21 protein-coding genes and 1 tRNA gene are annotated in these 24,273 nt (G+C 68.2%); 17 read left to right on the plus strand and 5 right to left on the minus strand.

The window, feature by feature from the left end; all coding sequences use genetic code 11:
• Window positions 1–29 precede the first annotated feature (29 nt).
• From ACL9RL_RS05110 to ACL9RL_RS05120, 3 genes are all read left to right on the plus strand, one after another.
• Window positions 30–503 carry a PLDc N-terminal domain-containing protein gene (locus ACL9RL_RS05110; RefSeq protein ID WP_422779130.1) on the plus strand — a complete coding sequence of 158 codons (474 nt, stop codon included), beginning with the start codon at window positions 30–32 and terminating at the stop codon, window positions 501–503.
• Window positions 500–2,332: a 2-succinyl-5-enolpyruvyl-6-hydroxy-3-cyclohexene-1-carboxylic-acid synthase gene (gene menD, locus ACL9RL_RS05115; RefSeq protein WP_422779131.1), complete on the plus strand. Its 1,833-nt coding sequence runs from the start codon at window positions 500–502 to the stop codon at window positions 2,330–2,332. Before ACL9RL_RS05110 ends, menD begins: the two co-directional genes overlap by 4 nt.
• 75 nt (window positions 2,333–2,407) lie before the next feature.
• On the plus strand, window positions 2,408–3,286 hold the full coding sequence (locus tag ACL9RL_RS05120) for a polyphosphate kinase 2 family protein (RefSeq protein ID WP_422779132.1): 879 nt from the start codon (window positions 2,408–2,410) through the stop codon (window positions 3,284–3,286).
• A 147-nt stretch (window positions 3,287–3,433) separates the two neighbouring features.
• Here ACL9RL_RS05120 and ACL9RL_RS05125 read toward each other — a convergent pair whose 3' ends face one another.
• A complete protein-coding gene (locus tag ACL9RL_RS05125) occupies window positions 3,434–4,726 on the minus strand; it encodes an isochorismate synthase (RefSeq protein ID WP_422779133.1) in 1,293 nt (430 codons plus the stop codon).
• A gap of 255 nt (window positions 4,727–4,981) precedes the next feature.
• Between ACL9RL_RS05125 and ACL9RL_RS05130 the strand changes: the two genes are divergently transcribed.
• The 8 genes from ACL9RL_RS05130 (at window position 4,982) to ACL9RL_RS05165 (ending at window position 13,316) form a co-directional block, all read left to right on the plus strand.
• Window positions 4,982–5,521, plus strand: coding sequence for a DUF402 domain-containing protein (locus ACL9RL_RS05130; protein WP_422779134.1), 540 nt, complete (start codon window positions 4,982–4,984; stop codon window positions 5,519–5,521).
• 79 nt (window positions 5,522–5,600) lie between these two features.
• Complete coding sequence (locus ACL9RL_RS05135; protein WP_422779218.1) at window positions 5,601–6,260, plus strand: class I SAM-dependent methyltransferase; 660 nt, start codon at window positions 5,601–5,603, stop codon at window positions 6,258–6,260.
• A 241-nt stretch (window positions 6,261–6,501) separates the two neighbouring features.
• Complete coding sequence (locus ACL9RL_RS05140; RefSeq protein WP_422779135.1) at window positions 6,502–8,061, plus strand: APC family permease; 1,560 nt, start codon at window positions 6,502–6,504, stop codon at window positions 8,059–8,061.
• A 67-nt stretch (window positions 8,062–8,128) separates the two neighbouring features.
• Window positions 8,129–8,566, plus strand: a complete 438-nt coding sequence (locus tag ACL9RL_RS05145; protein ID WP_422779136.1) for a hypothetical protein — start codon at window positions 8,129–8,131, stop codon at window positions 8,564–8,566.
• Window positions 8,567–8,708: 142 nt separating this feature from the next.
• On the plus strand, window positions 8,709–9,776 hold the full coding sequence (locus ACL9RL_RS05150) for a polyprenyl synthetase family protein (protein ID WP_422779137.1): 1,068 nt from the start codon (window positions 8,709–8,711) through the stop codon (window positions 9,774–9,776).
• A gap of 145 nt (window positions 9,777–9,921) precedes the next feature.
• Window positions 9,922–11,280 (plus strand): FAD-dependent oxidoreductase, encoded by a 1,359-nt coding sequence (locus ACL9RL_RS05155; RefSeq protein ID WP_422779138.1) that lies wholly within the window; start codon window positions 9,922–9,924, stop codon window positions 11,278–11,280.
• Window positions 11,281–11,396: 116 nt separating this feature from the next.
• The gene (locus ACL9RL_RS05160; RefSeq protein WP_422779139.1) at window positions 11,397–12,215 is read left to right on the plus strand and encodes a DUF3824 domain-containing protein; all 819 of its coding nucleotides are present in this window, start codon (window positions 11,397–11,399) and stop codon (window positions 12,213–12,215) included.
• 72 nt (window positions 12,216–12,287) lie between these two features.
• On the plus strand, window positions 12,288–13,316 hold the full coding sequence (locus ACL9RL_RS05165) for an alpha/beta hydrolase (RefSeq protein ID WP_422779140.1): 1,029 nt from the start codon (window positions 12,288–12,290) through the stop codon (window positions 13,314–13,316).
• A gap of 99 nt (window positions 13,317–13,415) precedes the next feature.
• Here the strand turns inward: ACL9RL_RS05165 and ACL9RL_RS05170 are convergent, their stop codons facing one another.
• A complete protein-coding gene (locus ACL9RL_RS05170) occupies window positions 13,416–13,904 on the minus strand; it encodes a YajQ family cyclic di-GMP-binding protein (RefSeq protein WP_422779141.1) in 489 nt (162 codons plus the stop codon).
• 144 nt (window positions 13,905–14,048) lie between these two features.
• Here ACL9RL_RS05170 and ACL9RL_RS05175 point away from each other — a divergent pair.
• Window positions 14,049–14,130: transfer RNA gene (locus ACL9RL_RS05175), tRNA-Tyr, on the plus strand.
• Window positions 14,131–14,194: 64 nt separating this feature from the next.
• Here the strand turns inward: ACL9RL_RS05175 and ACL9RL_RS05180 are convergent.
• Together ACL9RL_RS05180 and ACL9RL_RS05185 are read right to left on the minus strand one after the other, a co-directional pair.
• Window positions 14,195–15,673: a peptide MFS transporter gene (locus ACL9RL_RS05180; protein ID WP_422779142.1), complete on the minus strand. Its 1,479-nt coding sequence runs from the start codon at window positions 15,671–15,673 to the stop codon at window positions 14,195–14,197.
• 79 nt (window positions 15,674–15,752) lie between these two features.
• Window positions 15,753–16,358 carry a CGNR zinc finger domain-containing protein gene (locus ACL9RL_RS05185; RefSeq protein ID WP_422779143.1) on the minus strand — a complete coding sequence of 202 codons (606 nt, stop codon included), beginning with the start codon at window positions 16,356–16,358 and terminating at the stop codon, window positions 15,753–15,755.
• Between the two features lie 56 nt (window positions 16,359–16,414).
• Here ACL9RL_RS05185 and ACL9RL_RS05190 point away from each other — a divergent pair, with 56 nt between their 5' ends.
• From ACL9RL_RS05190 to ACL9RL_RS05200, 3 genes are all read left to right on the plus strand, one after another.
• A complete protein-coding gene (locus ACL9RL_RS05190; protein WP_422779144.1) occupies window positions 16,415–17,491 on the plus strand; it encodes a transporter in 1,077 nt (358 codons plus the stop codon).
• 7 nt (window positions 17,492–17,498) lie between these two features.
• Window positions 17,499–18,296: an inositol monophosphatase family protein gene (locus ACL9RL_RS05195; protein ID WP_422779145.1), complete on the plus strand. Its 798-nt coding sequence runs from the start codon at window positions 17,499–17,501 to the stop codon at window positions 18,294–18,296.
• A 202-nt stretch (window positions 18,297–18,498) separates the two neighbouring features.
• Entirely contained in the window at window positions 18,499–19,950 is a 1,452-nt protein-coding gene (locus ACL9RL_RS05200; RefSeq protein ID WP_422779146.1) for a M23 family metallopeptidase, read from the plus strand.
• Window positions 19,951–20,402: 452 nt separating this feature from the next.
• On the opposite strand, the gene rfbB is transcribed toward ACL9RL_RS05200, so the two are convergent.
• On the minus strand, window positions 20,403–21,401 hold the full coding sequence (gene rfbB, locus ACL9RL_RS05205; protein ID WP_422779147.1) for a dTDP-glucose 4,6-dehydratase: 999 nt from the start codon (window positions 21,399–21,401) through the stop codon (window positions 20,403–20,405).
• A gap of 169 nt (window positions 21,402–21,570) precedes the next feature.
• On the opposite strand from rfbB, the gene glsA reads away from it, so the two are divergent.
• Both glsA and ACL9RL_RS05215 read left to right on the plus strand, forming a co-directional pair.
• A complete protein-coding gene (gene glsA / locus ACL9RL_RS05210) occupies window positions 21,571–22,602 on the plus strand; it encodes a glutaminase A (RefSeq protein ID WP_422779148.1) in 1,032 nt (343 codons plus the stop codon).
• Entirely contained in the window at window positions 22,592–24,232 is a 1,641-nt protein-coding gene (locus tag ACL9RL_RS05215; protein WP_422779149.1) for an MFS transporter, read from the plus strand. The genes glsA and ACL9RL_RS05215 overlap by 11 nt, the downstream gene beginning before the upstream one ends.
• Window positions 24,233–24,273 lie beyond the last annotated feature (41 nt).

The raw sequence follows: 24,273 nt of genomic DNA on the forward strand, positions 1-24,273 counted from the left end.
TGTGTACAGAAGACGTTTACGATGGGTACATGGTTCGTCTCCTGATCGGTCTCGCCGTTGCGGCCGTCGTCTTCATCGTCTATTCGGTGGTCGACTGTGCAACGATGCCGCGCGATCGGGTGCGTGGCATCTCGAAGACCTCGTGGATCTTCGCCATCCTCCTGCTGCCCGTGATCGGTGCGGCGCTGTGGTTCATCATCGGTCGGGTCCGTGCCGTCAAGGCGCCGCCGCGTGGCAAGGCTCCCGATGACGATCTCGAGTTCCTCAAGAAGCTCGACCAGGAGCGCGCGCAGTCCAAGCGCATCCACGATCTCGAGGACGAGCTCAAGCGGCTCGACGACGATGCCCCGGGAACAACGCCGCCGGCAGAGCCCGGGCACACGCAGCCCGGCCACACGCAGCCCGGGCACACGCAGCCCGGCCGCGCCGCCGGTCCGGATGGCACGGAGAAGCCGGATGACGGCCCGGGCAGGAAGCCGCCCGGCGCACCCAGCGCCTCATGACCGCCGAGCACGTCCCTGCCGCCACCGCTGCTGAATCTGCGGCACCTGCATCCGTACCTGCGGCATCGCCCAGCCCGGCGAGTGCGTCCGCAGCGGCGATGCTCCGTGCGTTCGTCGACCTCGGCGTCCGCGAGTTCGTCGTGTCGCCAGGGTCCCGGTCGCAAGCGTTGGCCCTCGCCGCTGCGGCGCTCGATGATGCTGGGCTCGCCCGTGTGCACGTCCGCATCGACGAACGGGTCGGTGGGTTCCTCGCGCTCGGCCTGGCCGTCGAGTCCGGGGTGCCGGCCGTGGTGATCACCACCTCGGGGACGGCGACCGCGAACCTGCATCCGGCCGTACTCGAAGCGCACCATTCCGGGGTGCCGATGATCGTGCTCACGGCGGATCGTCCCGTCGAGCTGCGCGGCATCAGGGCGAATCAGACGACCGAGCAGGCCGGCCTCTACGGCTCCGCGGTGCGGTTGGCGGTCGATGTCGAGGCGCCGGTCGGTGCCGAGGGGGAGGCCGATGCCGCGGCTGCGCTCGCTGCGCAGGCCGTCGCCTCGGCGACCGATGAACTCCTGCCGGGGCCCGTGCACCTGAACCTCGCGTATCGCGAGCCGTTGTCGGGCGTTGTGCCGGTCGGTGATGCGGCCGCCCCGACCGATGGCGATGCCGATGCCGATGGCGATGGCGATGCTGCCGCTTCGGCCTTTGACTCGGCCGACGCCCCTGACGCCCCTGACGCCCCTGCCGCACCGCGTACGCCGTTCCCCGGCCGCCCCCATTTCGTGCTCGAACGCGGTCCGCGGACCCTCGTCGTGGCAGGCGCAGGAGCCGGCCCGGACGCCGAGGCGCTCGCAGCAGCGGGAGACTGGCCGCTCATCGCGGAGGTGTCGAGCGGGTCGCGCTTCGGGCGCAACGTCGTCATCGCGTACCGCGAGCTGCTGCGCGACGACGAGTATCGGGAGTCCGTGGAACGCGTCATCGTGTTCGGGCACCCGACGCTCAGCCGCGAAGTGCCCCTGCTGCTGCAGTCGCCGGCGGTGGAGACGATCATCGTGGCTCCGGCGGGCGCTGAAGCGTACGATCCCGGGCGCGCCGTCGGGAACCCGGCCAGGCACATCGTGTCGTCGGTGTCCGTCGAGGACGGCCGATCGGAGCGTTCCTGGTTGGGCGCCTGGGTCGTCGGCTCTCGCGAGCTCGTCCCCGATCTGACCGCTGCGGCCCCGGACCTCGCCGGGCTGCACTCGAAGACGCCGGCTGCGCGCCTCGCCTCCGTCCGTGCGGAGCTCGACGCCGTCCGTGCGCCGATCACGCGTGAGATGCTCGTCGACTCGGTGTGGCGGGCGACCTGGCCGCACGACCGGCTCGTGCTGGGGGCTTCGCGGCTCATCCGCGTCGCAGACGGCGTCGTCCACGGCCGGAAGATCCCCGTGCACGCCAACCGCGGACTCGCCGGCATCGACGGCACGGTCGCCACGGCGACGGGCATCGCCCTCGCGAGCCAGGCGGCGGGTGCGACCGGGATCACACGCGTCCTCATCGGCGACCTCACACTCCTCCACGATGTCGGCGCCCTGCTGCTCGACGGGTCGCCGCGTCTGCAGATCGTCGTCGGCAACGACGGCGGCGGGACGATCTTCGATTCGCTCGAAGTCGCATCGTCCGCTCCCCGCGCCGCGTTCGACCGCGTCCAGTACACGCCGCAGTCGGTCGACATCGCCGCGCTCGCAGCTGCCTACGGCTGGTCGTATCAGCGGGCGACGACGCGTGGGGAACTCGATCAGGCGTTCACGACGCCGGTGACCGGTCCCGTCATCGTCGAGGTGCCGCTGCCGCGCAGCTGAGCGACGCAGCCAGCGCGCGTCATCGAACCCGGTCGATCTCTCGACTTCCGGGACGGCCGACACCAGAATGGGCAGATGAACGCACCCCACGCATCGCACCCGCCACTGTCGTCGTTGTGGTCGACCGATCCCGGAACCGCGCTGCGCGTGGGCCGCGGGTTCCGACTGACCGATGTCGACCCCTCGTCGACACCCGGATTCGACGGGAAGAAGAAGCACGCGGAGGCCGAACTCGCCGACGGCGCCGACGAACTGTCGGAGTTGCAGGAGCGGCTCTTCGCGGCGAGCACCGGTGGGGCGACGGATGCCGTGCTGCTCGTGCTGCAGGCGATGGACACGGCCGGCAAGGGCGGCATCGTCCGTCACGTGGTGGGTGCCGTCGACCCGCAGGGCGTCGACCACTACGCGTTCAAGAAGCCGACGAAGGAGGAGCTCAGCCACGACTTCCTGTGGCGGGTCGAATCACGGGTGCCGAGCGCCGGGCGCATCGGCGTCTTCGACCGGTCGCACTACGAGGACGTCCTCATCGGACGGGTGCGCGAGCTGGCGCCGGCCGACGAGATCGAGCGGCGCTATGGCGCGATCAACGACTTCGAGCAGACGCTGGTCGAGCGGGGGACGCGCATCGTGAAGGTCATGCTGCAGATCAGCTCCGACGAGCAGAAGTCGCGACTGACCGAGCGGCTGGAACGGCCGGACAAGTACTGGAAGTACAACCCGGGCGACGTCGACGAGCGTGAGCTGTGGCCGCACTACCAGGACGCGTACCAGATCGTGTTCGACCGGACGAGCACGTCGCTCGCGCCCTGGCACGTGGTCCCGGCGAATCACAAGTGGTTCGCGCGGCTCGCCGTGCAGCGCCTGCTCATCGACGCGTTGCGCGGCATCGATCCGCAGTGGCCGGCCCCCGAGTACGACATCGCCGTCGAGCAGGCGCGGCTCGCGGCCACCTGATCCCGCCCAGCCCGTTCCACAATTCAGGAACATTTGCGCAATTCAGGCTGATCGGTGCCGATTTCGGTCGATTCCGTCCTGAATTCGCGGAATGTTCCTGAATTGTGGAGGTGCGGTGTGAACTGGAGAACTGGAATGGCGTGAGGATCAGGCGAACGCCTCGACGACGGGACGGAACTTCATCCGCGTCTCGAGCAGCTCCTTCTCGGCGTCGGAATCGGCGACGATGCCGCACCCGGCGAACGCCGTGATGTCACCGTCCGGCTCCACCTGGGCGCACCGCAGCGCGACAGCCCACTCGCCGTCGCCGCTCGCATCGACCCAGCCGACCGGTCCGGCGTAGCGACCGCGGTCGAACGGCTCGAGCTCACGGATCAGGTCCAGCGCAGACGGCGTCGGGGTCCCGGCGACAGCAGCTGTCGGATGCAGCGCCGCAACGAGGTCGAGCGATGACGCCCCGTCGGACAACCGGCCCTCGACATCGGTCGCGAGATGCCACAGATTGGGCAGCTTGAGGGTGAACGGCACCTCGCTGGTCGACAGGTGCGGGCTGTGCGGGCGCAACGCCTGCAACACACTCTGCACCGCGAACTGGTGCTCGTCCTGGTCCTTCGGACTCGTCGCGAGGGCGACGGCCTGATCGTGATCGCTGTCGGCATCCGGCCCGCGCGAGATCGTGCCGGCGAGCACCCGAGCCGAAACCGAACCGTGGTCGACGCGCACGAGCGTCTCCGGGCTGGAACCGATGAATCCGTCGACCGCGTACGTCCAGCAGTCCGGGTACCCGAGCGCGAGGTCGAAGACGACGCGGCGCAGATCGGCCTCTGCCGGGAGATGCCCGACGATGTCGCGGGCGAGGACGACCTTGCTGAGCGCCCCGGCCTGGATGCGGCCGACCGCGGTCTCGACCGAGCCGCGGAAGCCGTCCGCCGACTGCGCGCCGGGGAGGAGCTGGATGCGGTACTCGGGGCCGTAGCCGGTAGGGGTGACGGCGTCGGTGGCGGTCGCGATGCCGGCGATGCTCGCGCCGCCGCCGGTCCCGTCGCCGTTCGACGCTGCATCGTCCGACGGGCGGATGCGCGTGACGAAGCTGTAGCCGGCCTGCCGACCGATGATCGTGCGGGGGACGATCAGGACGCTCGTCGCGGAGGACTCGTCGTCGAACGCGAAGGTGCCGAACGCGACGAGCCCGGTGCCCGGCCGGCCGATGGGGTCGGTGATGTCGGCCGCCGCAGCGATGTCGCGCCACGCTGAGGCGGCATCGGTGAGTCGACCCGGGCCGCTGAATTCGAGCCGGAGCGCTTCGCCGATCCCGACGATGCCGTATCCCTTGCGGACCCAGATGAGCGGGGACGCGGTGTCGGCGAGGGGGAGGAGCTGGCGAGGATCGTCGATCGGGACGGTCTCTGCGACCAGCGACGAGGTCAGTGATGTGGTCACACCTCAACCCTACGCCTCGCCGGGCCGCACCTTTCCGGTCCGCCTCCTCGCCCAGCGTCCTCGCATCCCGCGCACACCCACCTCCCAACCATCCTCCGTCCTCCGCCCGCGAGCTGTCACTCGTGGCTGTTCTCAGTCCGCCAGACCAGCCACAGATGACAGCTCGCGAGTTGGCAGTGGTGGCCGGTCTGGCAGCACGGATACCAGCCACGAGTGACAGTTCGCGGGCCGACTGGCTGGAGCTATGGTGTGGGGATGGGCGATGCGCGATTCAGCACGGGGGAACGCTTCACCTTCCAATTCCGCAAGTGGGACGGCGGCGAGCACTGGACCGTCCCAGCGGTGTGGCTCGGCAGCGACGAGTACGGGCAGTGGTTCGGTCAGCACTCCGGCACGGTCAACAGCCGCCCCGGCGCGAGCTTCGTCACCGACACCCCGAACGTCTCGCTCGTCCCTGACGGGACGCCCTGGGTCGCCACGTTCTACCCGCCCGGGCACCACGATCGTGTGCAGGTGTACATCGATCTCGCCGCCGACGTGGTCCTGAACCGTGCCGAACAGACCGGCATCGACATGGACCTCGACGTCATCCGGACCGACGACGTTCGCGGCACCTGGATCGACGACGAGGACGAGTTCGAGGACCACGCGCTCGCGATGTCGTACCCCGCTGAGGTCGTCGAACTCACGGAGTCGACGGCTGAGGCGTTGCGCCTCCGCGTCGAGTCCCGCGAGGAGCCGTTCGATCAGGCTGCCACCCGCTGGCTCTCCGTACTGGCGAACCTCCCCCTCTGATCGCTTCCGCAGGCGGCGCGCGTAGGATGGGAGGGTGAATCGAGCAGACCTCTCCAAACAGCCGGAGCAGGTCTCCGCCATGTTCGACGACGTGTCGACCAACTACGACCGCATGAACGCCGTGCTCTCCGTCGGCAACGACGCGCTGTGGCGCATCGTCACCACCCGCACCGTCGGCTCGAAGGCCGGCGAACGGGTCCTCGACCTCGCAGCAGGCACCGGGACCTCCTCCGCATCGCTCGCGAAGAACGGCGCCCACGTCGTCGCAGCGGACTTCTCGCCCGGCATGATCGCCGTGGGTCGCGAGAAATACCGCGACGTCCCCAACATCGAATTCGTCGAAGCCGATGCCACGAAGCTGCCCTTCGGCGACGAAGAATTCGACGCGACGACGATCTCCTTCGGCCTCCGCAACGTCGTCCGCCCCAAGGACGCGCTCGCCGAGATGTTCCGTGTGACGAAGCCGGGCGGCCGCATCGTGATCTGCGAGTTCTCGACACCGGTGCTCGCCCCCATGCGTGCCGCGTACAACCTGTACCTCGAGCGGGTCATGCCCATCGTCGCCGGCGTCGCCAGCTCCAACGCGGAGGCGTACACCTACCTCAACGACTCCATCCGCGCGTGGCCCGCCCAGCCGGAACTGGCCGGATGGCTGCGCGAGGCCGGATTCGAACGCGTCGCGTACCGGAACCTGACCGGCGGCATCGTCGCGCTGCACCGCGGGGTCAAGCCGCTGTAGCGGCGGGCGCTTCGACAGGCTCAGCGACCGGGGTCGGACGCGGGCGCTTCGACAAGCTCAGCGACCGGGCTCTGACGCGGGCGCTTCGACAAGCTCAGCGACCGGGGTCGGACGTGGGCGCTTCGACACGCTCAGCGACCGGGGTCGGACGTGGGCGCTTCGACACGCTCAGCGAGCGGGCCGACGCAAGCCCCTCATCGGGTCCGTTGACAGGGGCTGGTGAGCGCACTACCGTTCCGTCATGACGGCACGCAATGGAGCACCCGACACGCAACAACCCCCGGTCACGGGAGGCAAAGGCCTCGCAACCGGCACCCTCGGCCTGTTCGGATCGGTGATCATCGGGCTGGCCTCGACGGCGCCCGTCTACTCCCTCGTCGCAACGCTCGGCTTCGTCGTCCTCGCCGTCGGTGCGCAGGCGCCCATCGCGTTCATCGTCGCGTTCATCCCGATGCTGTTCATCGCGTTCGCGTACCGCGAGCTGAACCGGGACGTCCCGGACTGCGGCACGACGTTCACCTGGGGCACAAAGGCGTTCGGACCGATCACCGGCTGGATGGGCGGGTGGGGCGTCGCGCTCGCCGGCATCGTCGTCCTCGCGAACCTCGCGCAGATCGCCGGCCAGTACCTGTGGCTGCTCATCGGCGACGGATCGCTCGCGCAGAACGTCCCGCTCGTCACGGCGACGGGCGTCGTCTTCATTGCGCTCATGACCTGGGTCAGCTACCGCGGCATCGAACTGGGTGAGCGGATCCAGAACATCCTCCTCGCGATCCAGTACCTCGCCCTCGTCCTGTTCGCGGTCTTCGCGTTCCTCGGGGCGGCCAACGGATCGGCGCCAGACGCGACCCCGATCTCCCTCGACTGGTTCAACCCGTTCGCGTTCACCGATTTCCACGGCTTCACCGAGGCGGTCCTGCTCGCCCTCTTCATCTACTGGGGCTGGGACACGTGCCTGGCGCTCAACGAGGAGACGAAGGACCCGCAGAAGATCCCCGGCCGCGCAGCCCTCATCTCCACGGTCGTCCTGCTCGTCACCTACGTGACCGTGACGGTCGCGGCGATGGCGTACGCCGGCCTGGGGACGACGGGGACGGGCGTCGGCAACGAGGACAACGCGAACGACATCTTCCTCGCGCTCAAGGACCTCATCCTCGGGCCGTGGGCGTGGATCCTCGTCGTCGCCGTGCTCATCTCCGCGGTGTCGTCGACGCAGACGACCATCCTCCCGACCGCCCGCGGCACCCTCGCGATGGCGGCCTACAAGGCGCTCCCGAAACAGTTCTCGACCGTGCACCCCACGTACAGGACGCCGTCGTTCTCGACGCTCGTGATGGGCATCGTCGCGATCGTCTACTACGTGGGCATGACGTTCGTGAGCGAGAACATCCTGGCCGACTCGATCCTGTCGCTCGGCCTCGCCATCGCCTTCTACTACGGCATCACGGGGTATGCGTGCGTGTGGTACTTCCGGAAGGTGCTGTTCCGATCGGCCAGGGACTTCGTGTTCAAGGGCCTGTTCCCGCTGCTCGGCGCGCTGATGCTGACGTACGCGTTTGTGCAGAGCTGCATCGACATGTTCGCCGTGGACTACGGGTACACGGTCCTGTTCGGGGTGGGCGGAACGTTCGTGATCGGGGTGGGGTCGCTCGCGTTCGGTTTTGTGTTGATGCTGCTGTGGTGGACGCGGAAGGCGTCGAAGCCGTTCTTCCGCGGCGAGAGCCTCAACCGCGACACGGAGGTGCTCGTGCCGGAGGAGACGATCGAGTACGGGCGGTCCGTCGACGGCGGGTTGGTCTGAGGGCCCTTCGACGGGATCAGGAACCGGGGGCGACGGGACTGTCGGCGGGGGACGGCATACTTGATACATGCTCGACAACCTTCCCGGCGGACCCTGGCTGTGGGGGATCGCGATCGTCGCGCTCCTCGCCGTCGTCATCGTGATGCAGGCCAGGCGTGCAAAATCAGTCGTCGGTCGCCCGTACGACCGCTTCGACACGACCGAGATCCCACCGGACACGCTCGGCACCCGCGAGTTCATCGTCCGCGACGACGCCACCGGCGCGCGCCTCCAGTTCACGACCATGGGGTCCACCGGACACATCGTGGAGGTCGTCGTGCCGCACAAGCACCTCGGCACCGGCGTCGAGGCGGCGCTGTTCGAAGCGGCACTGCCCTCCGCGGAGCAGGTGACCTCGTGGACGTGGCCGGCGCTCAACGCCGACGGGTACGCGATGGTCCAGAACCTCGCCCGCACCATGCCGCACCTCGCACTCTTCGACGCGAACGGCATGCAGATCCGCTGAGCCGCGCAGGTCGGCAAGTGGGCCGCCGGCCGGGACGCCAGACGGTGGGCCGGACCACCAGCCAGACCGCCCGCCCACCTGCAGATGGGGATGTGCCGAGACAGGCACTGCCCTGTGACAGAAGGCGGATAGGCTAGGGGCTGTGAATCCCAGTGCGACCAGACGTGTCAGCAGCCTGGCCGGCCAGGTCGGACTGACCGAACGCCTGTTCGCGTCCGGTTCCGACAAGAAGCTCGCCAGGACCATCGACGACGGCATCGCCAGACTCGAGGTCGGCCTCGAACGACAACTCGCGTACACCGACGATCTCGCAGACGTCACCGCACGCTACCTGCTCGAGGCCGGAGGCAAGCGCATCCGCCCGCTCCTCACGCTGCTCATCTCGCAGCTGGGCGACGGCGTGACCGAGGACGTCCTGACGGCCGCGGAAGCCATCGAGATCACCCACCTGGGCTCGCTGTACCACGACGACGTCATGGACGACGCGGACAAGCGTCGCGGCGTCCCCAGCGCCCACCAGGTGTTCGGCAACAACACCGCCATTCTCACGGGCGACCTCCTCTTCGCCCGCGCCAGCCAGCTCATGGCCGATCTCGGCGAGCGTGCCATCCGCATGCAGGCCGGCACCTTCGAACGACTCGTCCTCGGGCAGCTGCACGAGACCATCGGTCCACGCGAGGGCGAGGACGCCGTCGAGCACTACATCCAGGTGCTGTCGGACAAGACCGGTTCGCTCATCGCCGTCGCGGCGCAGAGCGGTGTGATCTTCTCGCACGCCCCGGCCGAGTTCGAGCAGCCCGTCGTCGACTTCGGCGAGAAGATCGGTATCGCGTTCCAGCTCATCGACGACGTCATCGACCTGTCTCCGCAGCCGGAGGAGACCGGCAAGGTTCCAGGCACCGACCTCCGCGCCGGCGTCGTCACGCTGCCGATGCTGTACCTGCGTCGCGAGGCGCTCGTCGACCCGTCGGCAGCAGACCTCGTCGCCCGCATCGACGCAGCCGCAAGCGCTTCGGACGCGGAGCACGACCCGGTCGCATTCGCAGCCATCGTCACAGAGCTGCGCGAGCACGCCGTCACCGAACGCACCTTCACCGAAGCGCACGCCTGGGCTGACGACGCCATCGCGGCCATCGCCCCGCTGCCGGACGGCTCGGTCAAGAAGGCGCTCATCAACTTCGCGGAAGCGGTCGTCGACCGCACGAGCTGAACCGCCGAGCGGGTCCACCGTCCTCCGGGGGAACCGCACCAGATCGGCGACGAGTCGATCGAACCGGATACGAGGACCCCCACTGCGGGCAGATGATCGACACGATACGAGAATCCCCTCCGGGGAGTATGGAAAGGAACCATCCGTGACCAAGCTCAGGCTGGCCATCGTCGGAGCAGGACCAGCGGGCATCTACGCCGCAGACATCCTGCTCAAAGCGGAACGGAAGTTCGACGTCTCGATCGACCTCTTCGAGCAACTCCCGGCGCCCTACGGACTCGTCCGCTACGGCGTCGCGCCAGACCACCCGCGCATCAAGGGCATCATCAACGCCCTCCGCGACGTGCTCGACCGCGGTGACATCCGCATCTTCGGCAACGTGAACTTCGGCACCGACATCACGCTCGACGACTTGAAGCACCACTACAACGCCGTCATCTTCTCCACGGGAGCCATCCAGGACGCCCCGCTCGACATCCCCGGCATCGACCTCGACGGCTCGTACGGCGCGGCCGAGTTCGTCAGCTGGTTCGACGGACACCCCGACGTCCCGCGCACGTGGCCGCTCGAAGCTGAGTCCGTCGCGGTCCTCGGCAACGGCAACGTCGCCCTCGACGTGTCGCGCATCCTCGCGAAGCACGCCGAGGACCTGCTCGTCACCGAGATCCCGGACAACGTGTACGAGGGGCTCAAGCAGTCGCCCGTCACCGACGTCCACGTCTTCGGCCGCCGCGGTCCAGCACAGGTGAAGTTCACCCCCCTCGAACTCCGCGAGCTGGGCGAACTGCGCGATGTCGACATGGTCGTCTACGACGAGGACTTCGACTACGACGAGGCGTCCAAGGCCGCCGTCGCGAGCAACAAGCAGGTCATGGTCATCGATCGTGTGCTGCAGCAATGGCGCACGCGTGAGGTCGGGCAGGCGTCGCGTCGCCTCCACCTGCACTTCTACGCCAAGCCCGTCGAGCTCGTCGACGACGGCACGGGCAAGGTCGCGGCGATCCGGTACGAGCGCACCCGGCCGGATGGCGAGGGCGGCGTCGTCGGCACCGGCGAGATCCGCGAGATCCCGATCCAGGCGATGTACCGTGCGGTCGGCTACTTCGGCAGCCCACTCGACGGCGTCCCGTTCGACGAGATCCACGGCGTCATCCCCAACCACGAGGGCAAGGTCCTCGAGGCCGGCAGCAACGAACGTGTCCACGGCGTGTACGCGACCGGCTGGATCAAGCGCGGGCCCGTCGGCCTCATCGGCCACACGAAGTCCGACGCGATGGAGACCATCAGCCACGTCATCAACGACCAGGCCGACTGGTGGTCGCCTGTCGACCCGAGCGAGGAGTCGATCGTCGCCATGCTCGACGAGCGCGGTGTGAAGTACACCGACCTCGACGGCTGGCACCACCTCGACGAGCACGAGATCGCCCTGGGCGCCCCGCACGACCGTGCACGCGTCAAGGTCGTCCCGCGCGACGAGATGGTGCGCATCTCCCGCGCCGAGTAGATTCCGGCGGTTGCGCGAACGGCGGGTGGACCGATGTCCGCCCGCCGTTCGTCGTCCCGGGTCATATGCACCGCGGCCTCAGCAGGCGGGATCACGCGTTTCACTATGCTGGACGCGTGACCGACCACAGCGTCCCGCCGAACGTCCAGCCGCCCTCGGCCCAGCCGGCTGCCCAGCCAGCCGCCCAGCCAGCCGCCCAGCCGGCTCCCGTCCAGCCGCCCAGGTACGGGGAGCTCAGCCCGGAGAGCGCGCCGCCGCCGGTGCAGCAGGCAGCCGATCCGACGGTGCAACACCAGCCGCAGCCGCACAGTGCACCAATCCACTCGAGTCACCCCGCCGACTACCCGTACGCGCATCAGCACGGGTACCCGAACCAGCCGGGCGCGCAGCAGCAACTCGGCGGACAACCGCCGTACCCGCAGCAGGTGCAGCAGCAGTTCGATCAGCCGGTGCAGACGCCGGTCGTCGCGAACGGGCGCGGACCGCAGATCCGTCTCGCCCTCATCGCGGCCGGCATCGCACTGGGCGTCGGATTCGTCCTCGCCGCCATCAACCTGTTCGGCGGATTCTTCCTCGCCTACGACGTGCCGACGCTCGTCACGGGGTTCGGCGCCAACCTGTTCAACCTGGTCGCCTGGACGGCGACGGCGTTCCTCATCCTCGTGTTCGTGCGCCCGTTGACCGCGGCCAACGGCGCGGCGGGCCTGCTCGGGCCGGTCGTGTTCGCGTCGGCGGCAGGGACCGGTGTGCTGTTCGTGTTCGTCATCATCGCGACGATCGTGCGGGCCATCAACGGCGGGTTCGGGTTCGGTTTTGTGATCAACGTCGGCATCCTCGCCCCGCTCGTCTACGGGATCACGCTCGCGGGCTTCCTCGCCGTCGGGGCGATCGTCGCGAGCGCACGCCGTCAACGTCGAGGCCACGGGCAGCCGTAGCGCCCGCTGAGAACGCCGAGGCGGTGGCACCGCAACCGTGACACCGCAGACACGACACCGTATGGTGGGGTCATGTCGAGCACACGGGGGTGGCAGCCGGACATCCTCGGCGAGGGTTTCCAGCAGCGGACGCTCCAGCTCGCAGACGACGCCGAGGGGGAGGTCGTCGCGACGCTCGTGCGCTATCGGCCGCCCGTGTTCGAGCAGCTGGGGGAGTACCTCCTCCCGAACGTCGCCGACGGGGTCGACGTCCTCTATGTGCACGGCTGGTCCGACTACTTCTTCCAAACGCATCTCGCCACGTTCTGGGCCGGCCTCGGCACCAGGTTCTACGCGCTCGATCTCCGCAAGTACGGCCGCAGCCTCCGCGACCATCAGACGCCGGGATACATCGAAGACCTCGCCACCTACGACGAGGACATCGATGCGGCACTCGAGGCGATGGGGCACGGAGCGTCCGGCACCGGGTCCTCTCGGTCAGGCAGACGACTCGTCCTGCTCGGGCACTCGACGGGCGGTCTGACCCTCAGCCTGTGGGCCGCACGGCACCAGCATCGTGTCGCCGCGCTGGTGCTCAACAGTCCCTGGCTGGAGTTCCAGTCGAGGCAGCTGGGCCGCAAGACCATTGCGCCGCTCATCCAGGTGGGCGCGCGCATCGACCCGCTCGCGCAGCTGCCCGTCGTCGATCTCGGGTTCTACACGCGGTCCGTCTCGAAGGCGATGGACGGCGAGTGGGAGTACAACGACCAGTGGCGGCCGCAGCACGGGTTCCCGCTCCACCCCGGGTGGCTCCACGCCATCCTGCAGGGGCACGCCACGGTCGAGGCCGGGCTGAATCTCGCGATCCCGGTGCTGACACTGCTGTCGGCGCGGAGCACACTCCTACCGCGGTGGACGGAGGCGATGCTGCACAGCGATGTCGCGCTCGACGTCGTCGGCGTTGCGCAGCGGGCCCTCGACCTCGGGCGCCTCGTGACGATCGTGAGACTCGACGGCGCCCTGCACGACGTCTTCCTCTCCGAGGAGTCCGTCCGGAAGCGAGCCTCCGCCGACATCACGACGTGGGCGCGGGCGTACTTGCGCAAGGACGTCGACGGCTAGAGCGGTTCCCGGCTTCCGGCCTCGCCTGTTCCGCGGCCGGAGACGACGATGGCGGCCGCCCGTCGAAACGGTCGGCCGCCAGCGGGGTCTGCGGGTGCGTCAGCGGTAGTTCGTGAACTGCAGGTCGATGTCGAGGTCCGCGTTCTTCAGCAGCGCCATCGTGGCCTGGAGGTCGTCGCGGCTCTTCGAGGAGACACGGAGCTCGTCGCCCTGGATCTGCGACTTGACCGACTTGGGGCCCTCATCGCGGATGAGCTTGTTCGCCTTCTTGGCGATCTCCTGGCTGATGCCCTCCTTGAGGGTGGACTCGATGCGGAATTCCTTGCCGCTCGGGTACGGCTCGCCGGAGTCGAGGCTCTTGAGCGAGATGCCGCGCTTGATGAGCTTGGTCTGGAAGACGTCGAGGACGGCGTTGACGCGCTCCTCGGTGTTCGCCTTCATGAGGATCTTCTCGCCGCTCCACGCGATCGACGCGCCGACGCCCTTGAAGTCGTAGCGCTGCTCGATCTCCTTGTGCGCCTGGTTGAGGGCGTTGTCCGCCTCCATCTTGTCGACCTTGCTCACGACGTCAAACGATGAATCTGCCATCCCACCATGCTACCCGGCCCGGTCCGATCGGCGTCGGATGGGCATCGGCGATGCTCGGACGGCGACGATTTCGCGTCCGGGCGTTTGCCCGTTATCCTTGTGAAGCGCTTTCGGTTGGCTGAAGTAAGTTGGTCGGGCGCGCCTGGCGAGTTACCCTAGCGGCCAAAGGGATCTGACTGTAAATCAGACGGCTCAGCCTTCGGGGGTTCGAATCCCTCACTCGCCACAGGCAGTACCACCAGAACGGCCCCGCACCTCTCCGAGATACGGGGCCGTTCTGCGTTGGTGCGCTAGCGGACGCCCCGCATGAGGCGGAGGACCCGGGGGCTCAGGAGCGCGAGCACGATGCCGATGCCGATCGCGATGCCGCCGATCGCCGCGAAGTAGCTCGACTCGGTCTCCGGGGTGTACAGCTTCGCCAGTTGGCCGGCCATCGCCGTCCCGAGCGACACCGACAGGAAGTACAGCGCGACCATCTGCGCCTCGAAGGCGTGCGGCGCCAACTTGGTCGACGCCGACAGTCCGACGGGGGAGATGAGCAACTCCGCGATCGTGAACACGAGCAGGATCCCGATCATCGCGATGAGCGGGGTGCTGTTCGGTCCACCGCCCGACCAGATGAGGAACAGCAGGAACGCGAGCCCCATCACGACGGTTCCGGCGGCGAACTTCACGGGCGTGGACGGCTGGCGGTCACCCCATTTGGTCCAGATCGCCGCGAAGACGCCGGACAGGATGATGATGAAGATCGGGTTGATCGACTGCACCCACGAGACCGGGAACTCCCAGCCGAACAGGTGGCGGTCGAGGCGTTCATCGGAGTAGATCGTGAGCACCGTGAACTGCTGCTGGTACAGCGACCAGAACGCGGCGTTCGTGATGAACAGCGGGATGAAGGCGAACAGGCGGCTGCGTTCCGTCGCGGTGACGCCCTTGGAGCTCAGCATCACGGCGAAGTACGAGACTGCTGCGACGACCACCAGACCGATGATCACGAGCGGCAGGTTCTGCGCCGTGATGACGCCGGTCAGGACGAGGACGGTTGCGAGGACGACGAACGCGATCGCGAGCCCGGCCATCAGCGGACGTCGCGATGCCGGCAGCGGGTTCGGGACGAGGTTCGCTTCGGCCGGGAGGCGCTTGCGTCCGAAGCTGTACTGCACGAGTCCGATCGCCATGCCGACGGCCGCGACGCCGAAGCCCCAGTGGAATCCGAGGGTCGACTGGGCGAGGCCGGTCAGGATGGGACCGAGGAACCCGCCGAGGTTGATGCCGAGGTAGAAGATGGAGAACCCCGCGTCGCGCCTCGGGTCGTGCTCGCTGTAGAGCGTCCCGACGATGCGTGTCGCGTTGGCCTTCAGGCCGCCGCTGCCGAACGCCACCAGGATGAGGCCGACGATGATGCCGCCGGCTCCCGGGATGAGGGCGAGGGCGACGTGACCGGCCATGATGACGATCGCGCCGAAGAAGAGGACGCGTTCGGAGCCGAAGACGCGGTCGGCGAGCCACGCGCCGACGATGGTCGACAGATAGACGGTTCCGCCGTACGCGCCCACGATGCCGGCCGCCGTGGGCTTGTCGACGCCGAGCCCGCCGTCGGTGACGGAGAAGTACAGGTAGATGAGGAGGATGCCCTGCATCCCGTAGAAGGAGAAGCGCTCCCACATCTCGACGCCGAAGACGTTGGCGAGGGGTCTGGGCTGACCGAAGAACGAGCGGTCTTCGCCGCTCGGTGGTGAGGTGTCCGCGGTGGAGGGCGTTGTTGACATCTGACCATCGTGTCACATGAGCTGCTTATCTCAAGTTTTACATGGTAGCGGTTGACAATCGGACGATGCTGGGGATCGGTCAGGCGCGCGCGGCGCTGAACCGGGCAACACGGGCGCGATTGCCGCAGCCCTCCGCCGTGCACCACTTGCGCTTCGCGTTGGTGGCGACGAAGACCATGCTGCAGTGCTCAGATGCGCATCGACGCAACCGCTCGGCGTCGGGACCCGCGAGGAGCTCGATGGCCGAGGCGGCGACGGCGGCGAGATCAGCGGTGGCCGCATCGTCCGCATCCCAGGTCTGCTCGACGGCGAATCGCCCGTCGACGTAGCTCAGGCGGGTCTTGGGGGTGGCCGAGGCAGCCACCCGGTTGACGTACGCGATCGCTTCGTCCTCGACGGGCGCGTCTTCCAGGACGGATTCGGTGAGCTGCGCGATGGCGTCACGGAGCCTCGCGGTGTCCTCGAGGGCCGGCGTGGTCGTTGCAACGGGCAGCCGGTGCGCTTCAAGCGCCCAGAACGCGTGGTTCCCGCCGTGTTCGCGGAGCATGTCGCGGGGTTGCGCAAGACGGGTCTTCCGCGTGTTGGCGAGGTCGAGGGCCAGTGGTTCTCCGACGAGGACGAGTCCGGCGTCGCGCACGAGGGCTTGGTCGAAGCCCGTGGTGTCCGCCGATGAATGGGGTGCCATGGGATCAGTGTAGCTCACTAATGGATAAAAGCACGATTAAGCATTAGTGTGTGGGGATGACCACTGAATCGATCCCCATCCCGACTGCTGCGGGACCTGCTGCGCGTACTGCCGCGGGCACTGCTGCTGGGGCCGCTCCGGGAACTGCTGCCGGCACCGTCGCGGCGCCCGGCGCATCGCCGACCCGCATCCCCTTCGTCACGCTCGCCATCAGCATCGGTCTCGCCGGCCTCGCGGGGGACTGGTCCATCGCCGGCCGCCTGCTCGGCGTCCCGCCGGTCATCGGGAACGTCGTCTGGATCATCGCCGCGATCGCATGGGTCTGGCTCATCGTCGCCCATCTCGTGCGCGGCCGGCGGTCCGCGGACTCGCTCGGCGATCAGTTGCGTCACCCGGCGCAGGGCCCGATCGGATCGCTCGCGCCGACGGTCGGGATGCTGCTCGGTGCGAAGCTCGCCGATGTCGCGCCGCTCGCGGGCGAGATCGTCGTGGTCGTGATGATCGCCGTCGCCGCGGTGTTCGCGGCCTGGATCCTCGGCCACTGGGCGAGCGGGCGCGTGCAGGCCGCCGCCATCCACGGCGGGTACTTCCTCCCGACCGTCGCCGCCGGACTCGTCGCCGCCGGTGCTGCGGCCAAGGTCGGGCTGCCGACGCTCGCGATCGGAGCGCTCGCCGTCGGCGTGTTCTTCTGGATCGTGATGTCCGTGATCATCATCGCCCGGCTCGCGTTCTTGCCGCCGCTGCCGGATGCGCTCGTCCCGACGCTCGCGATCATCGCGGCGCCGCCTGCTGTGGCGGGAGAAGCGGTGTTCGCGATGTCGGGAGGCGCGCCGACAGGGCTGGCCGCCGGTGCCGTGAGCGCCCTCATCGCGATCACGGTGGTCATGGCCGGGATGCAGATCGCCCTGGTGCGCCGCTACCGGTACCTGCCGTTCGGGCTCGGGTTCTGGTCCTTCACCTTCGCGTACGCGGCGGTCGTCGGATTCGTGATGGAGTGGCTCGCGTTCGCCGCGTTCCCCGGATGGCAGATCATCGCCGCGGTGCTCCTGGGGCTGATCAGTGTGTTCATCGGCGTCATCTCGGTCCGGTCGATCGCGCTCGTGGTGCTCGCGCGTCGGCGAACGGCGGGATGATTAAGGGGTGACCGGCATCGACGAACTCCTGCACATCGCCACCGACATCGCCTCCGAGGCGGCGTTGCTCATTCGTGAGCGACGGCGAGTGGGGGTGGATGTCGCGGCGAGCAAATCGTCGGCCGAAGACATCGTGACCCTCGCCGACCGCGAGTCAGAACGCCTCATCCGTGATCGCATCGCCGCGCTTCGGCCGAATGACGGCTTCCTCGGAGAAGAGACCGGCGCCGACCGTGGGACCTCCGGCCTCACCTGGGTGGTCGACCCCATCGACGGGACGGTCAACTACCTCTACGATTTCCCCGCGTACGCCGTGAGCATCGGCGTGGTCGATGGGGAGCCGGATCCGGCGACCTGGACGGCGCTCGCCGCAGCCGTGGTCAACCCGGTGCTCGATGAGACCTACAACGCCGCGAGGGGGATGGGGGCGCACCTGAATGGGCGACTCCTCTCGGTGAATCGCGATGTGCAACCACAGCTCGCGCTCCTCGGAACCGGGTTCTCGTATTCGGCGTCACGCCGGGTGGGGCAGGCGGCGGTGCTCGGTGGGCTGCTCGGGACGTTCCGCGATGTCCGGCGGGCTGGATCGGCGGCGCTCGATCTCTGCAACGTGGCCAGCGGGCGGCTCGACGCCTACTTCGAATCCGGGCTGCATCCCTGGGACCAGGCGGCCGGTGCGCTCATCGCGGCCGAGGCTGGAGCGAAGGTCGGTGGACGTGGTGGCGGGCCGGCGACGCAGGACCTCGTGATCGCCGCCGACGAGTCCTTGTACGACGTATTGGAAGGTATGCTCGCGGGTTTGTGAGGACGTCTTAGATAACTCTCATTCGGCCTCTGATCAGGTTCTTTCACGGCGTTACGAATGGTTGCCATGGCTTTTTCAGGGAGCCGTTGCTAGCATTTATGAATTCGTTACTTTTGTGATCCCCCCGCAGAAGTGTCCTGTCCGAGCCGTCCCGAAAGATCCCCCACTCTTGCCCCGACACGTCAGCCCTGAGGATAGCCCTGTGCTTCCAACCCCTCAGGACCCCTCGAATCAGGGTGCAGAAACGGCGCTCCAGACAGCTCATGCACCGGCTCAGAACGCTGCTCCGGCCGCCGCTCCGCTCACCCGTCGAGAACTCCGGGAACGCGAGCGGGCAGCCGCACTGACGGCGGACCCGAAGCCCATCCTGGACAGCTGGACGAGCACCGCCCCGTCCGAGACGCTCAACCGGTCGCAGCAGGACGACGCGCAGCCGAAGACCGCTGCCATCCCACTCTTCACCGCTGCCGAGGACGCTGCCGCTCCCGCCGCGGCTCCGGCGGCTCCCGCATCGTCCACCGACGAGGTCGTCGAGACCCTGACGATCGACGGCCCGGTCGACGAAGCCGGCGAGACCATCACCGACGCGGCGCCAGCGGCCGAAACTGCATCCGCCGCCGACGCGCAGCCCTCGTTCGACGAGGTCCTCATCGCGATGGGCGTGCCCGTCGCAGCAGAGCCCGTCACCCCGGACACCGAACTCCCGTTCGTCCGCGTCACTGCCGACGCACAGGACGACGCCGCTGACAGCGGTACCGATGTCGATGTGGCCGCCGTAGCCGGTTCACGCCGCTCGCGTCGCTCCTCCGACACCGTCGGCAAGGGACGTCGTCCCCGCCGAGGCACGGTCGCACCGACCGCCGCCACCGCGCCCTCATCGAAGGCCCTCGTACCGGCGTCCACGTCTGCCAAGACCGCGCCGAAGTCCAAGCCGGTCCGTCGTGGTGCGACGAAGATCGCCGCCACCGCAGCCATGGGCTTCGTCGCCCTGATGGCCGTGGCAACCTCCCTCCCCGCGAACGCGCTTCTCACCGCAGAGGACGTCGCAGCAGCATCGATCAACTCCCAGCTGGGCGACGGCGACGGCCAGAGCATGAAGCTCCAGAGCCAGTCCGTGCAGAGCGAGGGATCAGCAGAACTCACCTTCACGCGTGACGACTACTCCACCAGCACGGTCGAGGAAGCCGCCGTCGCGATGGGCATCCGCCCGGCGAACACGTTCACGAACGACGCGAACGGGACCATCCAGTGGCCCTTCGCCGTCGGCGTCACGATCGGCGACCGCTTCGGCGCCCGCGACTGCGCCGGCTGCTCGGCCAACCACCACGGCCAGGACTTCAACCCGGGCAACGGTGCGCCCATCCAGGCCATCGCCGACGGTGTCGTCCGTCACGTCGAGGACGGCGAGGGTTCGCTCGGCGTCAACATCATCATCGACCACACCATCAACGGCAAGCTCGTCTCCAGCGTGTACGCGCACATGCAGCACGGTTCCACGCGCGTCACCGAGGGTCAGGTCGTCAAGGTCGGTACGATCATCGGTCTCGTCGGTTCCACCGGCATGTCGACCGGTCCCCACCTGCACTTCGAGATCCGTCTCGACGGCGTCACCTGGGTCGACCCGCTCGAGTGGCTGTACGCCAACACGAACTAGCCAGTTCCTGGCGGCGGCTTCCCGCCGTACTGAGCTATCTGGCTCCCGGCCGCGGCTTCCCGCCATCCTGCGCTATCTGGTCCTGGCGGCTTCCAGCCATCCTGAGCTATCTGGTCCTGGCGGCTTCCAGCCATCCTGTGGCCGCACTCAGCCGCCCAAACGCTCCAGCCATCCCGTGAGCTGATCGAGCATAACTCCTTCAATTTCTGGGCGCCCGAATCCAGATCCGCGGAATTCCGCGGGAGCCGGTCGGCGGCGCTCCGAATTGAAGGAGTTGTGCTCGATGGGCGCGGGAGGGGACGACGATGGCCCGCCCTCCAGAGAGAGCGGGCCATCGGGATGCGGCAGCGGTGTGCCTGCGAGGAGCTGACCCGGCTAGAGGGTCGGCTGCAGGGGCGATGACCCGGCTAGAGGCTCGGATGCAGGGCTGATGCTGGGCTGCTGCAGGGCTGCTACTGACCCTGCTCCTGGTACTTGGCCTCGGTGGCTGCCTTCTGCGGGCCCCACCAGGACTCGTTGTCGCGGTACCACTCGATCGTGTCGGCGAGGCCGGCCTCGAAGTCGCTGAACGCGGGGGTCCAACCGAGCTCCGTGCGGAGCTTCGAGGAGTCGATGGCGTAACGGAGGTCGTGGCCGGGACGGTCGTTGACGTGGTCGTACGCGTCGGCCGGCTGACCCAGCTGCGTGAGGATGAGCTCGACGACGTCCTTGTTGTTCTTCTCGCCGTCGGCGCCGATGAGGTACGTCTCGCCGATGACACCCTTCTCGAGGATGGTGAGGACGGCGGAGGAGTGGTCGTTGGCGTGGATCCAGTCGCGGACGTTCTCACCCGTGCCGTAGAGCTTCGGGCGTTCGCCGCCGAGCACGTTGGTGATCTGGCGCGGGATGAACTTCTCGACGTGCTGGTACGGGCCGTAGTTGTTGGAGCAGTTCGAGATCGTCGCCTTGACGCCGAACGAACGCACCCAGGCGCGCACGAGGAGGTCGCTGCCCGCCTTCGTCGAGGAGTACGGGCTCGACGGGTTGTACGGGGTGTCCTCGGTGAAGCGCTCCGGGTCGTCCAGTTCGAGGTCGCCGTAGACCTCGTCGGTGGAGATGTGGTGGAAGCGGGTGCCGTGCTTGCGAGCCGCTTCGAGGAGCGTGTACGTGCCGATGATGTTCGTGTCCAGGAACGGACGCGGGTCGTGCAGCGAGTTGTCGTTGTGCGACTCGGCCGCGTAATGGACGACCGCGTCGTGCTCGGCGAAGAGCTGGTCGACGAGGGCCGCGTCCTGGATGTCACCGACGACGAGCCGGAACCGGTCCTCAGGCAGCCCGTCGAGCGAGGCTCGGTTGCCCGCGTAGGTGAGCTTGTCGAGGACGGTCACCGTGTGATCGGTGTTGTCGAGGACGTAGTGGACGAAGTTCGAGCCGATGAATCCGGCGCCGCCGGTTACGAGAAGTCTGGACACGGTACACGAGTCTACCCATGGCCCCTGGATCGCGCCCTTGAGTGCTTTTCGCGCACCAGCTGTCGTTTCGCCGATCGGCGCGACTTCGTGTGGCGGCCTATCGCTCGACGCGGTCCGCGCAGGATGATGTTGTCCACGGATGCTATGCCGGCGCCGGAGGGGAAGACGGATGGAACTCGACTCGCAGGGCGTCGAACAGCAGGTCTCGACGGGCGCACTTCCCGGCTGGGCGGCGGTGGAGCAGCAGGTGGCGCTCGCGTACCAGCGCAGCCGCGATCACGCCGATGGCGTCGTGGCCGACTACATCCCCGTCCTCGCGACGGTCGATCCCGAACTGTTCGGCGTGTGCGTCGCGGAGGTCGACGGCGAGATCCACGCCGCCGGCGATGCGGACGTCGCGTTCTCCATCCAGTCGATCTCGAAGGCGTTCGTCTACGCGCTCGTCTGCGAGGAGCTCGGACACGAGGTCGTGCGCGAACGCATCGGCGTGAACAACACCGGCCTCGCGTTCAACTCGATCGTCGCGATCGAACTGAACGACGGGCACCCGATGAACCCGATGGTCAACGCGGGCGCCATCGCCACGACGGCGCTCATGCCTGGCGAGACGCCGGACGAGCAGTGGGAGGCGGTGCGGGACGGCCTGTCCCGATTCGCCGGACGACGACTCGAACTGGACTCCGTCGTCTACGAATCGGAGGCGGCGACGAACCAGCGCAACCGCGCCATCGCGAGGCTCCTCGAGAGCTACGGGCGCATCCAACGGGATCCGCTCGCCGTCGTCGACGTCTACACGAAGCAGTGCGCGCTCCTCGTGACCGCGCGAGACCTGGCGGTTATGGGCGCGACGCTCGCAGACGGTGGCGTGAACCCCGTCACCGGTGAGCGGGTCGTCTCCCCTGAAGTGTGCCGAGACACCCTGGCCGTCATGGCATCGACCGGCCTCTACGAGCGCTCCGGCGAGTGGCTGTTTGAGATCGGGTTGCCCGGCAAGAGCGGCGTCGCCGGCGGCATCGTCACGATCGCCCCTGGCAAGGGCGGGATCGGCGTCTTCTCGCCCCGCCTCGATTCGGCCGGCAACAGCGTCCGTGGCCAGCGCGCCACCGCCTACCTGTCCCGGGCCCTGGGACTGAACATCTTCGCATCGGCGGCGCATCCGGCCGCCGAGCGGACCGTGGAAGGGACACACGATGAGCACTGAACAGCAGGCAGCGGCTGCGCCGGAGGTGCGCACGTCCTGGGTCCCGATGGTGGGACTCTTCCTCGCCCAGATCCTGATGTCGTTCAACGTCTCGGCGCTGCCGGTCTCGCTCGGCGGGATGGTGGCCGACTTCGGTGTGCCGCCGACGAGTGTGAGCACCGCGATCGTCACCTACGGGCTCGTCGTCGCCGCGCTCGTGATGGTGGGCGCGAAGCTCGGGCAGCGCGTCGGCTGGATCATCATGTTCCGCATCGTCGTGGCGCTCTTCGCCGTGTCCGCGACGCTCATGATCCTCGCGCCGACGGTCGCCTGGGTGATCACGGCGCAAGCGTTCGCCGGGGCCTCGGCGGCGATCATCGTGCCGTCGCTCGTCGCACTGATCGCCGAGAACTACCGCGGGGCGCAACAGGCGACGGCCATCGGATCGCTCGGCTCCGCCCGTGCCCTCGCCGGCGTCAGCGCGTTCCTCGTCGGTGGGACGCTCGCGACGTTCGTCGGCTGGCGACCGGTGTTCGGCATCGTGCTCGCCCTCGCGGTCGCCGTGTTCCTGTTCAGCTTCCGGTTGCGCTCGGACGCCGGCAACCCGGCGGTGAAGATCGACCTCGTCGCCGCGGTGCTCATCGGCGGCGGCATCGTGGCGCTCACCCTCGGGTTCAACAATCTGAACGGTTGGGGCGTGCTGGAGGCGACCGCTGCCGCGCCCTTCGACATCGTCGGGCTGTCCCCGGCACCGCTCCTCATCGTGCTCGGTGTGATCCTCGGTCAGGCGTTCTTCCTCTGGACGAAACGACGCACGAAGGCGGGCAAGGTGCCGCTCGTGAGTCTTGCGGTGCTCGGTTCGTCGAAGGAGCGGGCGGCCGTCTACGCGATGTTCGTCGTCGTATCGCTCGAAGCGGCGCTCAACTTCACCGTCCCGCTCTACATCCAGATCGTGCAGGGGCGGACGCCGTTCGACACCTCGCTCGCGATGATGCCGTTCAACCTCACGGTGTTCGTCACGGCGACGCTTGTGGTCCGGTTGTACAAGCGGTTCCCGCCGCGCACGATCGGCATGGTCGGCTTCGGACTCACGACGGTCGCCCTCCTCTGGCTGGCGCTCGTTGTGACCAATGACTGGGAGACGCTGCCGACAATCCTCGGCCTGTTCGTCTTCGGGGTGGGGCAGGGCGCGCTCGTCACGCTCGTCTTCAACGTGCTCGTCACGGCGGCGCCGAAGGAGCTGGCGGGGGATGTCGGATCCGTGCGCGGTACGACGCAGAACCTCGCCTCGGCGGTCGGTACCGCGGTGTCCGGAGCGCTGCTCGTGACGATCCTCGCGTTCAACGTCGGTACCGCGGTCGTCGCGGACGTCGACCTTCCGCCGGAGCTCGTCTCGCAGGTCGATCTCGACAGCGTCAACTTCGTCAGCAACGACCAGTTGCGCGCGACGCTCGCGGACGTGACCGATGCGACTCCGGCCCAGCTCGATGCAGCGGTCGCCGTCAACACGCAGGCCCGCCTGTCCGCGTTGAAGCTCGGCCTGCTCATCCTGGCCGCCGTGAGCGCCCTGGCCATCCTGCCGGCGAGCCGTCTGCCCAAGTACCGCCCGCACGAGATCCCGGATCCGGCCCCGCGCTCAACCTCGTCCTAGCCCGCGAGGGGTCGCGTATGGCTAGTCCGGACCAGCCTGGA

This window comes from Plantibacter sp. Mn2098 (assembly GCF_049319745.1).
In the GTDB taxonomy this organism is placed as follows: domain Bacteria; phylum Actinomycetota; class Actinomycetes; order Actinomycetales; family Microbacteriaceae; genus Plantibacter.

Bases quoted from the DNA above. Each gene is read 5' to 3' on its own strand.
- ACL9RL_RS05110 (WP_422779130.1), top strand. From the start codon at position 30: ATGGTTCGTCTCCTGATCGGTCTCGCCGTTGCGGCCGTCGTCTTCATC.
- menD (WP_422779131.1), top strand. From the start codon at position 500: ATGACCGCCGAGCACGTCCCTGCCGCCACCGCTGCTGAATCTGCGGCA.
- ACL9RL_RS05120 (WP_422779132.1), top strand. From the start codon at position 2,408: ATGAACGCACCCCACGCATCGCACCCGCCACTGTCGTCGTTGTGGTCG.
- ACL9RL_RS05130 (WP_422779134.1), top strand. From the start codon at position 4,982: ATGGGCGATGCGCGATTCAGCACGGGGGAACGCTTCACCTTCCAATTC.
- ACL9RL_RS05135 (WP_422779218.1), top strand. From the start codon at position 5,601: ATGTTCGACGACGTGTCGACCAACTACGACCGCATGAACGCCGTGCTC.
- ACL9RL_RS05140 (WP_422779135.1), top strand. From the start codon at position 6,502: ATGACGGCACGCAATGGAGCACCCGACACGCAACAACCCCCGGTCACG.
- ACL9RL_RS05145 (WP_422779136.1), top strand. From the start codon at position 8,129: ATGCTCGACAACCTTCCCGGCGGACCCTGGCTGTGGGGGATCGCGATC.
- ACL9RL_RS05165 (WP_422779140.1), top strand. From the start codon at position 12,288: ATGTCGAGCACACGGGGGTGGCAGCCGGACATCCTCGGCGAGGGTTTC.
- ACL9RL_RS05170 (WP_422779141.1), bottom strand. From the start codon at position 13,904: ATGGCAGATTCATCGTTTGACGTCGTGAGCAAGGTCGACAAGATGGAG.
- ACL9RL_RS05180 (WP_422779142.1), bottom strand. From the start codon at position 15,673: ATGTCAACAACGCCCTCCACCGCGGACACCTCACCACCGAGCGGCGAA.
- ACL9RL_RS05185 (WP_422779143.1), bottom strand. From the start codon at position 16,358: ATGGCACCCCATTCATCGGCGGACACCACGGGCTTCGACCAAGCCCTC.
- ACL9RL_RS05190 (WP_422779144.1), top strand. From the start codon at position 16,415: ATGACCACTGAATCGATCCCCATCCCGACTGCTGCGGGACCTGCTGCG.
- glsA (WP_422779148.1), top strand. From the start codon at position 21,571: ATGGAACTCGACTCGCAGGGCGTCGAACAGCAGGTCTCGACGGGCGCA.
- ACL9RL_RS05215 (WP_422779149.1), top strand. From the start codon at position 22,592: ATGAGCACTGAACAGCAGGCAGCGGCTGCGCCGGAGGTGCGCACGTCC.